This is a genomic window from Paraburkholderia sp. NPDC080076, assembly GCF_050281145.1.
Classification (GTDB): Bacteria; Pseudomonadota; Gammaproteobacteria; order Burkholderiales; family Burkholderiaceae; genus Paraburkholderia.
The window spans coordinates 961765-975632 of the sequence record NZ_JBNNWQ010000003.1 but is presented as its reverse complement, the minus strand read 5'-3'; the positions used below and the strand labels follow the sequence as shown (position 1 = coordinate 975632).

The 13868-nt window shown below is 64.3% G+C and carries 13 protein-coding genes and 1 pseudogene; 7 read left to right on the top strand and 7 right to left on the bottom strand.

The window, feature by feature from the left end; translation table 11 throughout:
• Positions 1-40 precede the first annotated feature (40 nt).
• Complete coding sequence (locus ACQKRQ_RS16685; RefSeq protein ID WP_427478212.1) at positions 41-682, bottom strand: VC0807 family protein; 642 nt, start codon at positions 680-682, stop codon at positions 41-43.
• A 154-nt stretch (positions 683-836) separates the two neighbouring features.
• Here ACQKRQ_RS16685 and arfB point away from each other — a divergent pair, with 154 nt between their 5' ends.
• Positions 837-1241 (top strand): alternative ribosome rescue aminoacyl-tRNA hydrolase ArfB, encoded by a 405-nt coding sequence (arfB, locus tag ACQKRQ_RS16680; RefSeq protein ID WP_012432640.1) that lies wholly within the window; start codon positions 837-839, stop codon positions 1239-1241.
• Here the strand turns inward: arfB and ACQKRQ_RS16675 are convergent.
• Complete coding sequence (locus ACQKRQ_RS16675) at positions 1238-2560, bottom strand: EAL domain-containing protein (protein ID WP_427478210.1); 1323 nt, start codon at positions 2558-2560, stop codon at positions 1238-1240. The two genes, arfB and ACQKRQ_RS16675, sit on opposite strands and share 4 nt — an antisense overlap.
• 518 nt (positions 2561-3078) lie before the next feature.
• Between ACQKRQ_RS16675 and ACQKRQ_RS16670 the strand changes: the two genes are divergently transcribed.
• A complete protein-coding gene (locus tag ACQKRQ_RS16670) occupies positions 3079-3369 on the top strand; it encodes a putative quinol monooxygenase (RefSeq protein ID WP_427478208.1) in 291 nt (96 codons plus the stop codon).
• A gap of 75 nt (positions 3370-3444) precedes the next feature.
• Here ACQKRQ_RS16670 and ACQKRQ_RS16665 read toward each other — a convergent pair whose 3' ends face one another.
• The 3 genes from ACQKRQ_RS16665 to ACQKRQ_RS16655 all read right to left on the bottom strand — a co-directional run bounded on the left by ACQKRQ_RS16665 (position 3445) and on the right by ACQKRQ_RS16655 (position 5176).
• Positions 3445-3702 (bottom strand): hypothetical protein, encoded by a 258-nt coding sequence (locus ACQKRQ_RS16665; protein ID WP_007182306.1) that lies wholly within the window; start codon positions 3700-3702, stop codon positions 3445-3447.
• Positions 3703-3957: 255 nt separating this feature from the next.
• Positions 3958-4194 carry a hypothetical protein gene (locus tag ACQKRQ_RS16660; protein WP_132374959.1) on the bottom strand — a complete coding sequence of 79 codons (237 nt, stop codon included), beginning with the start codon at positions 4192-4194 and terminating at the stop codon, positions 3958-3960.
• Positions 4195-4456: 262 nt separating this feature from the next.
• A complete protein-coding gene (locus tag ACQKRQ_RS16655; RefSeq protein WP_427478205.1) occupies positions 4457-5176 on the bottom strand; it encodes a YdcF family protein in 720 nt (239 codons plus the stop codon).
• Positions 5177-5442: 266 nt separating this feature from the next.
• Here ACQKRQ_RS16655 and ACQKRQ_RS16650 point away from each other — a divergent pair, with 266 nt between their 5' ends.
• The gene (locus ACQKRQ_RS16650; protein ID WP_132374957.1) at positions 5443-5766 is read left to right on the top strand and encodes a hypothetical protein; all 324 of its coding nucleotides are present in this window, start codon (positions 5443-5445) and stop codon (positions 5764-5766) included.
• Positions 5767-6105: 339 nt separating this feature from the next.
• Here the strand turns inward: ACQKRQ_RS16650 and ACQKRQ_RS16645 are convergent, their stop codons facing one another.
• Both ACQKRQ_RS16645 and ACQKRQ_RS16640 read right to left on the bottom strand, forming a co-directional pair.
• The gene (locus tag ACQKRQ_RS16645; RefSeq protein WP_132374956.1) at positions 6106-6360 is read right to left on the bottom strand and encodes a hypothetical protein; all 255 of its coding nucleotides are present in this window, start codon (positions 6358-6360) and stop codon (positions 6106-6108) included.
• A gap of 298 nt (positions 6361-6658) precedes the next feature.
• A pseudogene (locus ACQKRQ_RS16640) lies at positions 6659-7054 on the bottom strand (transposase); the annotation flags it as partial.
• Between the two features lie 409 nt (positions 7055-7463).
• Between ACQKRQ_RS16640 and ACQKRQ_RS16635 the strand changes: the two are divergent.
• The 4 genes from ACQKRQ_RS16635 (at position 7464) to rluB (ending at position 13411) form a co-directional block, all read left to right on the top strand.
• Positions 7464-8366 carry a LysR family transcriptional regulator gene (locus tag ACQKRQ_RS16635; protein WP_132374955.1) on the top strand — a complete coding sequence of 301 codons (903 nt, stop codon included), beginning with the start codon at positions 7464-7466 and terminating at the stop codon, positions 8364-8366.
• Between the two features lie 303 nt (positions 8367-8669).
• On the top strand, positions 8670-9896 hold the full coding sequence (locus ACQKRQ_RS16630) for a pyridoxal phosphate-dependent aminotransferase (protein ID WP_427478361.1): 1227 nt from the start codon (positions 8670-8672) through the stop codon (positions 9894-9896).
• Positions 9897-10266: 370 nt separating this feature from the next.
• Positions 10267-11469 carry an SMC-Scp complex subunit ScpB gene (gene scpB, locus ACQKRQ_RS16625; RefSeq protein ID WP_427478202.1) on the top strand — a complete coding sequence of 401 codons (1203 nt, stop codon included), beginning with the start codon at positions 10267-10269 and terminating at the stop codon, positions 11467-11469.
• Between the two features lie 64 nt (positions 11470-11533).
• On the top strand, positions 11534-13411 hold the full coding sequence (rluB, locus tag ACQKRQ_RS16620) for a 23S rRNA pseudouridine(2605) synthase RluB (RefSeq protein ID WP_427478200.1): 1878 nt from the start codon (positions 11534-11536) through the stop codon (positions 13409-13411).
• Positions 13412-13868 lie beyond the last annotated feature (457 nt).

Genomic DNA, 13868 nt, shown 5'->3' with positions numbered 1-13868 from the left:
AACGGCAGAACGGCACAATCGCATTCCGCGCCGAACCCGCTCAACTAGCAGCGCCACCCGACTGCACACGCGCCTCGACGCGCCCACGCATGCTCTTTCGATACCAGAAGGTCCACAGCGTGAGGCCGCCATAAATGCCGTAGCCGATAAACGGCGAGACCACCAGGAAGCGCTCGATCGGCCACGTTAGCGCCATCCACGCACGCAGCGTCGTTTCGCCAGTCAGGCCGATGCCCCACACCAGCGTCATCAGCCGCATCGCGCTGACGAGAGCGGGCCGCTCCTGCCACAGCGCTTCAAAGCGCGCCGCGCCGCCCTCCATTTCGCGGGCGACGGTGGCGCGCGCGAGATAGAAGATCAGCGGGCGGCGCATCGGCAACGAGAGCAGAAACACCACGCCGACCGCGCCGGACACCAGCGACTCGCGCAACAGCAGCATGCGCGGACTGCCACCGAGCGCCATCGCCGCGACCGAGAGCACGATGCCGGTCACCACCAGCACGCTCAGCGCGTCGACGCGCCGAAAACGCACGAGTTCGATCAGACTCCAGACGATCGGCGGCACGGCCGACGCGATCAATGCGCCGGTCTCGCCCAGGCGCGGCAGCGCAAGCCGGTACGCGAGCCACGGCAACAAAAAGTTGACGGCCAGTTCCAGCACAAAACCTGGGCGGAGTTTCATGTGAATTTACGCTGTAAGCGAAAAACGCAGTATCGATGAACTGGCCGCGTTGGACGCAAATAGTTTTTCGCATCGGCAGACGCGCTCGATAGTCCGTAGTCGGTGATCGGTCGCGCGCTGTGTACACTCATGTTTCCCGATTCAAGCTCGCGTCATGACATCCCGCTATCCAATCCCGCCGAACGAAATCGAACTGACCGCAGTGCGCGCGCAAGGAGCGGGCGGCCAGAACGTCAACAAGGTCTCGAGCGCCATTCACCTGCGCTTCGATGTGCAGGCTTCGTCGCTGCCCGAAGTGTTGAAAATGCGCCTGCTTGCGCTGTCAGATCATCGGCTTACGCGTGACGGCGTCGTGATCATCAAGGCGCAGGAGCATCGAACTCAGGAGATGAACCGCGCGGCGGCGCTGGCGCGGCTCGATGAACTGATCGAAAGCGTCAGCGTGACGCGCAAGCCGCGCGTCGCAACCCGGCCGACGCGCGCGTCGAACCTGCGGCGCCTCGACGGCAAGGCAAAACGCAGTGAGATCAAATCCGGCCGCGGCCGGGTGGACGATTAGCGCTTGCTGCCGCGCCCCGTCGGGCGCGCATCCGCGGTCGTGGCAGCCGGCACGAAGTCGACGCACAGTACATGCGTGCCGTCGTCGTACTCGAAGGCGAGGGCCGCGGTGTAGCAGTCCTGACCGTCGGCGAGCGAATAATGCGGACCCATCATCGCGACGCGCCCCGGTGCGGCGAGCGCATGCTTGAAATAGGCCCGCCGCGACCAGTTGCTGCGGGTATCGGTGTAGAGCGGCGCGAGCCGTAGCGGAGGCGGCGGCACCGAGGCGGCCGTGACCGAAGGCTGGGTCTGCTCGCCCTGTCCGTCGGTGATGAACACACGGCGTGCTTCGCGCAGATGCCAGACCTTTTGCGCCGCCTGGCGCAGATCGCCGGTGGACTTGTAAGTCTCGGCGGCCGCCAGCACTGCTTCAGCGAAGCCTTCGAAACCGAGGCGCTGGTGGCCGGCATGCTCGCGTTCGTAGTCGGCGAACTTGCCCCACATCGATTCGATCAGCGCAGGCACCTTCGCGCAGGCCGCCTGCACGGAACTCTTCGGTTGACCGAGCCAGAAACCCTGGACGAAATCGACGTCGGCCTCCATCAGGATCATCAACTCTTCGTCGGTTTCGACGCCTTCGGCCAGCACCAGCGTGCCGGACTGATGCAGCATCGAGACCAGGTGGCTGATCATCGAGTCGTCGCCTTCACGCTTGCCGGCGCGCGCGACCAGCGAACGGTCGAGTTTGACGATATCCGGGCGGAAGCGCCACACGCGATCGAAGTTCGAGAAGCCGGTGCCGAAGTCGTCGATCGCGATCAGGAAGTCGCGCGGCTGCGACGCGGCGAGCATGCTGGCGACAGCGGATTCGTCGTCGGCGGGCTGCTCGAGCACTTCGATCACAATGCGCTCCTGCGGCAGCCCGAAGTGCGCCGACAGTTCGTCGATGAACGCGCGTTGCGGCCAGCCGGTTTCGAACACCTGCGGGCGTGTATTCAAAAACAGCCAGCCGGTGCTGACGCCTTGCTCCATGAAATTCGCCACATGCAGGCAGCGTGCGATGCGGTCGAGCTCGCGGGCGTCGGCCGCCGAGCGGGTGCCGGAAAAGAGCACGTCAGGCGAGACCGGCAGACCGACCGGATCGAACGCGCGCAGCAACCCTTCATACCCGACCACGCGCTGGTGTGTCACCGACAACACCGGCTGGAACACGCTGTGCAAAGTCAGCGCGCGCCACGTCGCGGTCCAGCCGGACTCGTCCCGGACCAGATGCGGGAGCAGGCCGCTCAGGGTCAATTCGCTGACGGATGGCATAAAGGCAGGCAAGAGAGCGGACATGGCGACATCGCGGCAAGCGGGTGACGGGACGCGCCAGGCCATTCGGCGCGCAACGGATGCACGGCCCACACGTGCGCTGGGCAGGTCGGATAAAGCCCGGAAACGCGGAGAGCGATGCCAGCCATGCTGGACTCCGGCGAATTAGTCAAAACCAGTCTAACAGTTTGCAATTCGCGTGAATGTGCGGGTAATCACAGACGCGGGGTCATATCCGCGGTGCTGCCGATCTCCACGCCAATCGGCCGTCTGGCGTGAGTTTTGCGCTCGTTTGCCCCGCGCAAAACCGCTTGCGCCTGGCGCTCTCAATCGCCTGTATGAAACCGAGCGTAACAGGGCGGCAAGCGGACACCCGCCAAACTCCAGGCAAGGACGGTACTCGGACGTCTGGAGGTTCGAACGTGCGATCCGGTCAGCGCGGCCGAAACCTGAACAGGCACGCCGCTGCCTTGCGCGCAGGCCACCAGCAGGTTCGGCGGGCGGCGGGTATGCTGCTGCTTTTCGTGAAAGGGAGGTCAGGCATGTCGGAAATCGCGGTGGTCGCAATCTCGGTGGCGAAGCAGGGCTATGAAGAGCAATTGCGGCAGGCGCTCGAAGGGCTGGTCGGGCCGACGCGCAAGGAGCAGGGAGCGCTTCAGTACGATTTGCACCGCGACGTGCAGGAGCCGCGCCGGTTCGTGTTTGTCGAGCGTTGGGAAAGTCAGGAAGCGCTCGCGGTGCATGCCAGATCGGCGCACATCGAGGCGTACAAGAAAGCGGCGGCGGACTGGGTGGAACACGCGGAGATTCGCGTCGTGTCGAAGATCGCCTGAACCTTCAGACGAGTTGCACAACGGCGAGCGAACTGCCGGGCGCGATCAGCCCGGCACGGTGCTCGCCGTTTGTTTTTAATGCGTGGCTTGCGGGACGTCGAGAATCAGGATGATGGTCCAGTCGGCGTCGCCATCATGGTGATACTGGCGTTCCGCGACGATGAACGGCTGCTGCTTGCCGTCCGGGCCGAGAAACAGCACGTCGCCTTCCATCGGCAGGCATTCGACGGGCGGCAGCGCCAGAAACGCTTCCTGACCGCCGCGCGGCATCAGTTTTTCGATTTTGCGAGATGCCGCTTCAGTCCATTCGATATCAAGCTGGATGTTGCTCATGCTGTCCTCCGCACCAAGGTGCGCACGGGTTAGGGGAGTCCGGCCAGACGCCGGTCGGTGCGCGACTTTAGCACACCGCCAGTTGGGCGCCGCCGGCCTTGAGCCGCCGGCGCGGGACAAGCCGGTGCGGTGCGCTGCGCCGCGTCTGGCGAGTCTTTCGCCAGTCCATTAAACAACAAAAAAGCCGAAGCCGACGGTGCCGGCTTCGGCTTTTCACCTTCGCGGCGCGGCCGCGGGTGAGTCGGGTAACCGCGCTTAGGAGCCGGCGTCGGCCTTGGGGGCCTTCTTGTGAGGGGCCGACTTGTGGTGTTTCATCGGCTTGGCCGGTGCGCTTTCCATTGCTTGCTGGCGGTTTTGCAAATCTTGCGCGCGCTGCTCGACGTCGGCGGCCTTGGCCGGATCGGTGCTCATCATGACGCCGTTGTCCTGCGCATAAGCCGCACCCGTTACGGCACTGAGGGAAACCAGGATCGCCAGGGACACTTTCTTCATCGCTACCTCCGCAGAGTGGTTGTGGACCCGAGTACTTGCCTGTCCAAACGGAAAGACAATGCATTCTAGCCAGCAATATCCGCTCCAACAGACGGTTTTGTAACTGCAATGACAATTCGTTACATCTTGTTACGCTCAAACGGCGGTTGCGATGCGCGGTGAGTCGAGCGGGAAGTCACGATAACCGGTTGCCGCTCAAGAGCATTCTTCGTATGTCTAAATAAATCGGCCTGTGATGCGGCTTGAGTTTCAGTAGTGAATTTCAGAACCAGCCGATCGCGCGATAGACGTGAAATTGCGCGATGCCGATCAATTCGTGCAGCGCAGTCTCCGCGGACACCAGGTTGTCATATCGCGGCAGTACACCGAGACGTGCGCCTATCGCGTTCGAGATCAGCGGTTGCGGCGCGAGGCCGAAGCGGTGGAAGTCGAGTAAGGCGCGCGGCATCTGGTAGGCGGACGTGATGAGGATCAGCGAATCGTAATCCGAGCCCTGCAAGATGGTGGAAACGTTGCGCGCGTTTTCGTAGGTCGTGAGGCTGCTGTTCTCCAGCACGATGTCCGAGCGTGGCACCTGTCGGCGCAGCAGGTAAGGCAGATAGGTGTCGGCTTCAGTCGCGCGATGCCGCTGCGGATTGCCGCCGCTCACGATCACATGGCAGGTATCCGCCGCGCGTTTGCAGGCGGCGTAGTTCTCGGCGCTCGCCGCAATGCGCGCAAGCACGTCGCGCGGGGGCACGAGGACGTGGTCGTCGTCGTAGATCGTGCCGCCGCCCAGCATGATGATCGCGGTGCGCGGCGCGAACGTGGCGGGCGTCTCGGTCCGCCAGTGCGGCTGCGCCAATTTCAGCAAGGGCGCGGTGAGCCAGCCGGCGGCGAGCAGCCAGAAGAAGGCGACGGTGCAGACGGCTAGAGGTCGGCGGGCGCCTTTCCATAGCACGATTGCTGCAAAAAAAAGCGCTAATAAAGTGAATAGAATCAATTTAAATGCGGTAACGTATGTCTTTCGGGACAAATCCACGGGCTTGCTATGGCGCCGCACCGGTTGCATCGCCAGTTCGTGGACAGAACGCTAACATGCCGTTCAGACGGGGGTTCCGAAAACGAGACCAGGCAGCACCTGGCGGAATTCGACTGCACGAGTTGCGGTCAGCTTCCAGCCAAGGGCGGGTGCTACGCGCGTCACTGGTGGCGCGGTGACGTGTTGGGCATAAATGTGTCATAGCTGCACTTTAAGAAAGAAGTGAGATGACCACGTATTCCAACGAAGCGGTACTTGAAGCGCTGCGGCGGGCGCAATATCGCCAGGTCCCATGGGCTAGAAGGCCGGGTGTTTTCCAATATCTTCGCGCACTAGGCTTGATGGACACCGTTCGGCAGCGCACTGTCGCGCCGGCTCCGGGTTTCCACGCACCTGTCGATATCGCCGTGCTCACTGAGCGGGGCAGAGCCGAGTTCGCGCGGCTCGCCCATGACGAACGTCTGCTCACCTGGACAGCACAGCGCATGAACGACTACGTTGTCGCTACAGCCGACACGCGGCCCACCGCCGCGCTTGAAGTCCGGCCTTAGGTCCGGCCGGGCTGGCAGGCGTTGTTTTCCGGCCGCTTCGCGCGGCTGGCGGTGTCTCCATTGCTGCGTCCATCCGCTTCATGACACTTGCGTCGCGCCGTGCGTCTCTGCGCGCCCGCAGGCGTCGCGCAGGTATCGCGCGGCTATCGATTAGGCAGCGAAAGCCTGAAAAAAAGCCCGTATCGCGAGGATACGGGCGTACCGGAATTACTACTGCCACGCTGTGCTAATGGCGTTAAATCAGACTTGCACAACGCGCGGTGGTTCCCCCAATTATTCAATATGCGCTACGGAGTTTCGTGAGTGAGCCCCGTGGGCTTTGCTCACGCTCGACTCCGCCTAACGCCGGTGCGTCGGATCCTGGCGAGGCGCCTCCGGTCGTGTGCGCACGTTGCTGGCGATATCACCGCGCAAGTCTCCGCGCGGCGCCGGCGGTGTGAAATCGCGGGCGCGCGAATCGCTTTGCTGCCAGGCTTCGATGGTAGCCGGACGATCCGGCCGCCAGTTCCAAGCCTGTTGGCGCTGCTGGGCAAGCGCCGGTGCGGCCATCGATGAAACGACAATGCCGCACAGAAGCAGTGACATTGGTTTCATGCTGAGCTCCCGTCAAGCCGATCGACTCAAGGCCTGTTTGCATACACATAAGGTATGCCCAGTCGCGAAAGCACGCTGTAAGTAATAGTAAATGGATGTTTCACCAGCAACTATCGCGCTGCTTCAGACGTCTGAAGCAGCGCGCAAGCAGGCTGGGTGTAACGGGAAGGGACGACTGTGTTGGGCGCGCCGAAGAGCGGTGCCCATGACAGGTACGGCGTGCGTCAAGACGCGTCGACCTGGGGATTGATACGCTCCGGGCGCCCGCAGGCGCCCGGAGGAAAAGCAATGTGCGTCAGGCCATCTTGACCGGCGCGCGCCACGATTCCGGATTGGTCCAGAACGCGCCGCGCAGGCGGTCACGGCTCGGCGGTGCCGGCGGTTTCGCGGCGGTCGCGCCAATTCGGCCGCGCAGCGAAATTTCACGGCCGCTCGTGCCGAGTCGCTTAACTATTTCGGCGAGCGTACCATCGGCCTGCCACTCGTCGAAGCGACGGCGGCAAGTCGGCGGCGACGGATAGCGGCCCGGCAGTTTGGACCAGCCTTCGCCTGTCGATAGCACCCACAGCACGGCGTTGACAACCGCGCGCGCTTCCACGCGTGGCCGACCGCGCCGTTCGCTCCGTGCTGGCTCCGCACAGAACAACGCCTCGACCAGCGCCCACTCGTTGTCTCTCAAATCGTCGAACAGCATCATGTTTCACCTCAGCGAAGCTAACTCCGGTGCGCTGCCCCGCGCCGCGCACTCTCCATGCACTCGATAGGCGAGTGCCAAGGAGGGTCGGGCTTGCCACGGTCTGCTATGCAGTCAGAATCATGGCGCCGACCCTTGTCTGCAGATAAATGCAGGAAGTGTGCCAAGTTGAGTCCAACCGCCTGAAAGCCCTGTGACGGCGGGCCAGCGCGGGCGCTAGCTAGGGGCGTATAAGAATCCAAAAAACCCATCTCGCAAATCGGGACAATCACCAATCTTGTGCAATCAGGCCCGGCCAGCGTGCGTTTGCGCCTTATCGCTGCATTGCAGCGAGATTGCGAAAAGCGACTGTGGCGCTATCTTTCGCCTTACAATACGCATCAAATGATGCAATTGATGAGGTTGGTAAATGAATGTCACGCTCCGCCAGCTAAGGGTTTTCATCGAGGTGGCCCGTTTGCAGAGCTTCAGCCGGGCCGGCGATGAAATCGGCCTCACGCAGTCGGCGGTCAGCCGTTGCGTGCGCGAACTGGAGGGCGAGATCGGCCTCAAGCTGATCGATCGCACCACCCGCGAGGTGCAGCTCACGGATGTCGGCGGCAACCTCGTGTCGAGTGTGTCGCGTCTGTTGACGGATCTGGACGACGCGCTTCGCGAAATCCGCGAAATCGGCGAACAGCGCCGCGGACGCGTGGTGGTGGCCGCCAGCCCGACGGTCGCGTGCCGGCTCATGCCGCGCGTGGTGGCCTCGTGCGGGCAGCAATTCCCGTATATCGCGCTGGGGCTGCGCGACGACGTGCAGAGCGACGTGGTGCGCAAGGTCAAGTCGGGCGAGGTCGATTTCGGCGTGATCATCGGTCCGTTTTCCGCCGACGACCTGCTCAGCGAATCGCTGATGACCGATACGTTCTGCGTCGTCTTGCGCGACGATCATCCATTGGCGGCGAAGGAACGCGTGGCGTGGGCGGACCTCGACGGCCAGCAGCTCGTGATGCTCGATTACGCGTCGGGCAGCCGGCCGATCATCGACGCCGCGATGCAGGAATATGGCGTGAGCGCCACGGTGGTGCAGGAGCTCGGGCATTCCGCGACCGTTTTTGGGCTGGTCGAAGCGGGCGTCGGCGTGAGCGTGCTGCCGTGGCTGGCGTTGCCGTTGCCGGCGGGCGCGTCGCTGGTGGCCAGGCCGCTCGTGCCGCGCGCGGAGCGCACGGTCGAACTGGTGCGGCGGCGCGACCGGTCGCTGTCGCCGGCGGCGGAGGCGGTGTGGGGACTGATTCGTCAATTGCCGGGACGGGCGGAGGATTTGAGCTAGTCGGCGGTGGTGGGGCGTGCGTGACGTTCCCCAGGGCGGCAAAGGCGCCGTCGCGCGGGGAGTGCGATATTCCCGTGGGCAGTAAAGGTGCGGTCGCGTGATGCGCGCGACGCCGCACGATCGGAGAGGGTGCGATGGGACGAATGTTGTCGTTCTCGAAGCACGGCGCCTGGCCCGTCCGCGACCGTCTCGTCCCGCCACGCATCTTATCCACCGACTTCGCCGTCCCAAAAAGAAGCACCAAGCTAAACTGTCGCCTCTGCTGAATTTCAACCCATGTCCTTCACCCGCCTGGAAGCCTCGATGAGCGAATCGGATCTGCCCGTGCCATCCATCCCGAACGCGCGCGACGCCGTGCGCGCACTGCGTCCTTCGCAGATCCGCGAAGTCGCCAACGCCGGTTTCGGCGTCGACGACGTGCTGCCGTTCTGGTTCGGCGAGTCCGACCGCGTCACGCCGGCCTTTATCCGCGACGCCGCCAGTGCCGCATTGGCGGCCGGTGCGACGTTCTACACGCACAACCTCGGCATCGCGCCGCTGCGCGCCGCACTCGCCGGCTATGTCAGCGACCTGCACGGCGCGACGTCGGCGGAGCATATCGCGGTGACGAGCGCGGGCGTCAACGCGCTGATGCTGGCGGCGCAACTCGTGGTGGGCGCGGGCGATCGCGTCGTCGCGGTGACGCCGCTCTGGCCGAATCTGGTCGAGATTCCGAAGATTCTCGGCGCGCACGTCGAAACCGTCGCGCTGGGCTACGGCGAGCGCGGCTGGCAGCTCGACCTGGAGCAGTTGCTGGCGGCGCTGACGCCCGGCACGAAAATGCTGCTGATCAACTCGCCGAACAATCCGACCGGCTGGGTAATGAGCCGCGACGAGCAGCGCGCCGTGCTGGCGCATTGCCGGCGCCACGGTATCTGGATCGTGGCGGACGAGGTCTACGAGCGCCTTTACTATGCGGACGCTTCTGCGGATGCGACTGGCGAGCCTTCGCGAACCGCGCCATCGTTCCTCGATCTGGCCACCCGCGACGAACGCGTGATCTGCGTCAATTCGTTTTCGAAGGCGTGGTTGATGACAGGCTGGCGGCTCGGCTGGATCGTCGCCCCGGCCGCGTTGATGGACGATCTTGGCAAGCTCGTCGAGTACAACACTTCGTGCGCGCCGGCCTTCGTTCAGCAAGCGGGCATCGCGGCCATCGAGCAGGGCGAGCGCTTTACGCAGGAGCTGGTGCGCGACCTGAAGGCGTCGCGCGACCATCTGGTGCGTGCGCTCGGCACGGTGCCTGGCGTCGACGTCAAGACGCCGCCCGGCGCGATGTACCTGTTTTTCTCGATGCCGGGCGCCTCGCGCAGTCTGGAGCTTTGCAAGGCGATGGTGCGTGACGTCGGGCTCGGCGTGGCGCCGGGCAGCGCGTTCGGTCCACAGGGCGAGGGCTTCGTGCGCTGGTGCTACGCCTGCGACACCGCGCGGCTGGACGCGGGCGTCGAACGCCTGAAACGGTTCCTGGCGGAACACGCAACGGCGCAATAAGTGAGTGGCGGAAAAGGTGGCTGTGTAAAGCTATTGAACCAACCAGGCGAAGAACAACCGAAGAAAGCGGGTTTTTATCAAATTAAGCCCGCTTTTTCGCAAAAGCACGTCCGCCAAAGCATGGCTGGGCAATGCGCGGGGGATTTCGTCTTTACGCACTGATTGTTTTTGCGTAATATGGCGCTCAGTCACGCGATTCCTTTCAGGAATATCGCTGCTCCGTCCGGCTGGGTTTGGCTCGATTGTCTGTTTCGCCTCCCCCCGGTGCGTGCTCCCATCAATATGACCGATCAGAATCGGGCGAGCGCGTCTTCAGTTCCACATCGTCTGTTTGATCCGGTTCTTTGACCACAGGGTCTGACCTAGCTGCATGAATACCCAAGAGGCGAAGATCGTCCTCGAGACTGCCTTGATCTGCGCGCAGGAGCCGTTAAAGCTCGGCGAGTTGCGCAAGCTCTTTGCCGACGGCGTGTCGGCAGACACCGTTCGGACTTTGCTCGAAGACCTCAAGCAGGACTGGTCTGGGCGCGGTGTGGAGTTGGTCGGGCTGGCGTCGGGGTGGCGGTTTCAAAGCAAGCCCGCGATGCGTTCGTATCTGGATCGTTTGCATCCTGAGAAACCGCCGAAATATTCGCGCGCGGTGCTCGAAACGCTCGCGATCATTGCATACCGGCAACCTGTGACGCGTGGCGATATTGAGGAGATTCGCGGCGTCACGGTGAATACGCAGGTCGTCAAGCAGCTCGAAGATCGAGGCTGGATCGAAGTGATCGGCCATCGTGATGTGCCGGGCCGTCCCGCGCTGTACGCGACCACGCGGCAGTTCCTCGACGACCTCGGGCTGACAGCGTTGGACGAATTGCCACCGCTCGCCGATCCGTCGGCGCAGTTGAACGCGGATCTGCTCGGCCAGCACGCGATCGAGTTCGCCGACGCCGATGCTGCACAGGCTTTGGCTTCGAAACAAGAGCTGGTGGATTCCGGCGTGGTGGTTGAAGCAGGCGCTGTTGCAAGCGAAGCTGTTGCGGATGAATTTGCGAGCGCAACTGCCGATGGCGAGTCGGAGAATATTCCGCAAGCCACGGGCGAAGCGCCGCAATCCGACTCCGCTGACGCACCCAGCCATGCCGTTGACAGCCGGCTTGAAGCAGTAGACGAGGCGTCAGGAACGGAAATCGCTGAAGAAGAGCATCAGACGCAGCACACCGAGCCGGTGGAATCGGCGCGGGCGGCCGACAGCGCAGCGGAAGTCGAGGCACAAACCGCATCGGCATTCTCCGGGTCGCACTCGGACGCCGCTATTGCGCCGGCCGCGCAGGACCAGGCTGAAACGGCAAATGCAGCACACGTTGCACCGCAGACCGGCGCCGCCGAGTCCGCACAGAATCACGATCCGGTCTCCCAGGCCGATCCGGCAATACCCGCGCACGACTCGGGCGTACTCCGCAATACGGAGCACGCCGCCGAGCCGAACCCGACCAAGGCGGCGCACGGCGATCCTCTGGATCGTCGCGATGCGGCGCAGGACGCAGGCATTCTGACCGACGACGAACCCGAGTCGCGCAGCGCCTGACGTAACCGAACTTTTTTTGCCACGCCCGCAACGGGCGTGCGCGACCTGACATTTTGAGGTTGTTTTGACACATACCCACGACACCGATTCGTCCGAATCCGAGCGCGCCGTGCCGTCGGCGCGCGCTGACGAAACGCGCACCACGCAAGCGTCGGCAGGCGAGGGCGAGCGCCCGGCGCAGACCACGGAAGCAGACGGTGAAGACCGTCCGCGCCGCGGCCTGCGTCGCGGCCCGCGCAGCCTGATCGCCCGGCGCCGCGCCGGCGCGAAGACGAAGGGCGCCGAAGGCGCGCCCGCGCAAGGAGCGCCGGTCGTCACCGAGGCGCCGCCGGACGGCGAGGTCGTCGCGCAAGTGCGGATGCCGCGCAAGGACGCGGGCGCCAAGGGTCAAGGACCGCGCCGCAATGCGGGCGGCGCGAAGCGTGAAGGCGGGCAGCGCGAGGGCGCACCGCGTGACGGCGCACCCCGCGAAGGTCAGCGCGAGCGCCAGCCGCGCGAAGGCGGTCAGCGTCAGAACAACCGCCGCGGCGGCGAAGCGCCGGTGGCAGCGGCAGCCGCCGGTCAGGACGATCTGTTCTCGTACGTCACATCGCCCGCATTCGACGCGGACAACAGCGCCACCGGCGGCGTGCGCGCACCGATGCTGCGCCGTGGCAAGCCGGCCGCGCCCAAGCGCGTGCTCGCAGCCGACGACGACGCGCCGAAGTTGCATAAAGTGCTGGCCGAAGCCGGCATGGGTTCGCGCCGCGACATGGAAGAGCTGATCGTCGCCGGCCGCGTGTCGGTGAACGGCGAGCCGGCTCACATCGGCCAACGCATCATGCCGACCGACCAGGTCCGCATCAACGGCAAACCGGTCAAGCGCAAGCTGGCCAACAAGCCGCCGCGCGTGCTGCTGTATCACAAACCGACCGGCGAAATCGTCAGTCACGCCGATCCGGAGGGCCGTCCTTCGGTGTTCGACAATCTGCCGCCGATGAAAACCGCCAAGTGGCTCGCGGTCGGACGTCTCGATTTCAATACGGAAGGTCTGCTGATGCTGACCACGTCGGGCGACCTGGCGAACCGTTTCATGCACCCGCGCTATAGCGTCGAGCGTGAATATGCGGTGCGCGTGGTCGGCGAACTGGCGGAAGGCATGCGTCAGAAGCTGCTGCACGGCGTCGAGCTGGAAGACGGCCCGGCGAACTTCCTGCGTATCCGCGATGGCGGCGGCGAAGGCACTAATCACTGGTATCACGTCGCGCTCGCCGAAGGGCGTAACCGCGAAGTGCGCCGTATGTTCGAAGCGGCCGGCCTGATGGTCAGCCGTCTGATTCGTACCCGTCATGGCCCGATCTCGCTGCCGAAGGGGCTCAAGCGGGGTCGTTGGGAAGAACTCGAAGACAACCAGGTGCGCGCGCTGATGGCATCGGTCGGCCTGAAGGCGCCGACGGAAGAAAAGGGTGGCCGCAGGGAAGCGCCGGAGCGCAAGCAGCCAGATCCGATGCAGACGTCGATGGGCTTCATCGGCCGTGAACCCGTGCTGATGTCGCATGGCCGGTTCGACCAGCAGCAGCCGCGCGGCCAGGGCCGGCGCGGTGCGGCAGGCGGTGGCTTCGGTGGCGGCGCGGGCGCCGGTTTCGGCGGTGGCTACGGCAATCGCGGCGCCGGCCGTGGCGCCGGTGGTTTCAGCGGCCCGATGGGCGGCGCGGCGGGCGGCCCGCGTGGCGGCCGTGAAGTCGATGGCAATCGCGCACCGTCGGGCAATGGCAATCGTGCGGCCGGTGGCGGCAAACGAGCCGGCGGCAGCGGCGGTCCCAATCCGGGCAGCGGCGGCGGCAACCGCGGGCCGGGTGGCAATCGCGGCGGCGCTGGCAACCGTGCGGGCGGCGGCAACGCCAACGCCGGCGGCGCCAATCGTGGCGGCGGCGCACCCCGCGGCCGTTCGCGCGGCCGTTAAGCAGCACGCCAGACATGCATGGCGGTCAGCCGTGGATCGTTCTTCAACGATCTTTCGCCGGCAGCCGCCAGAATCGATCGACGAGCGCCATCGGTTTGGCGTCACGCGGTTTCATGTGACGCATAAAACCGCGACGTAAATGGAAGTGGGGGCGGATTTCATTTGCCCCGCCTGTCCAACTCGGGTTCGAGGCGGCATGAGCCGCCTTGCAAAAGGCCAGAAGCGCCGTCATATCGTTGAAAGATTCCCGTGAAATCAACCGGAAAAGCGCGTTGGGCGGCGTTCTGCGGTTTGCGTTTGTCCCGAAAAATGGCTACAATCGCGAAGTCGCTGGGCGTGCGGCTTTTTATGTGCGGCTCAGGTGCGACCACCGGCAATAAGATGATGGGCGTTTAGCCCATTTTTTTTTGCCGATCAGTTCTCAGTGGTTCGGCATCTCGGGTAGCACGAACGTGCG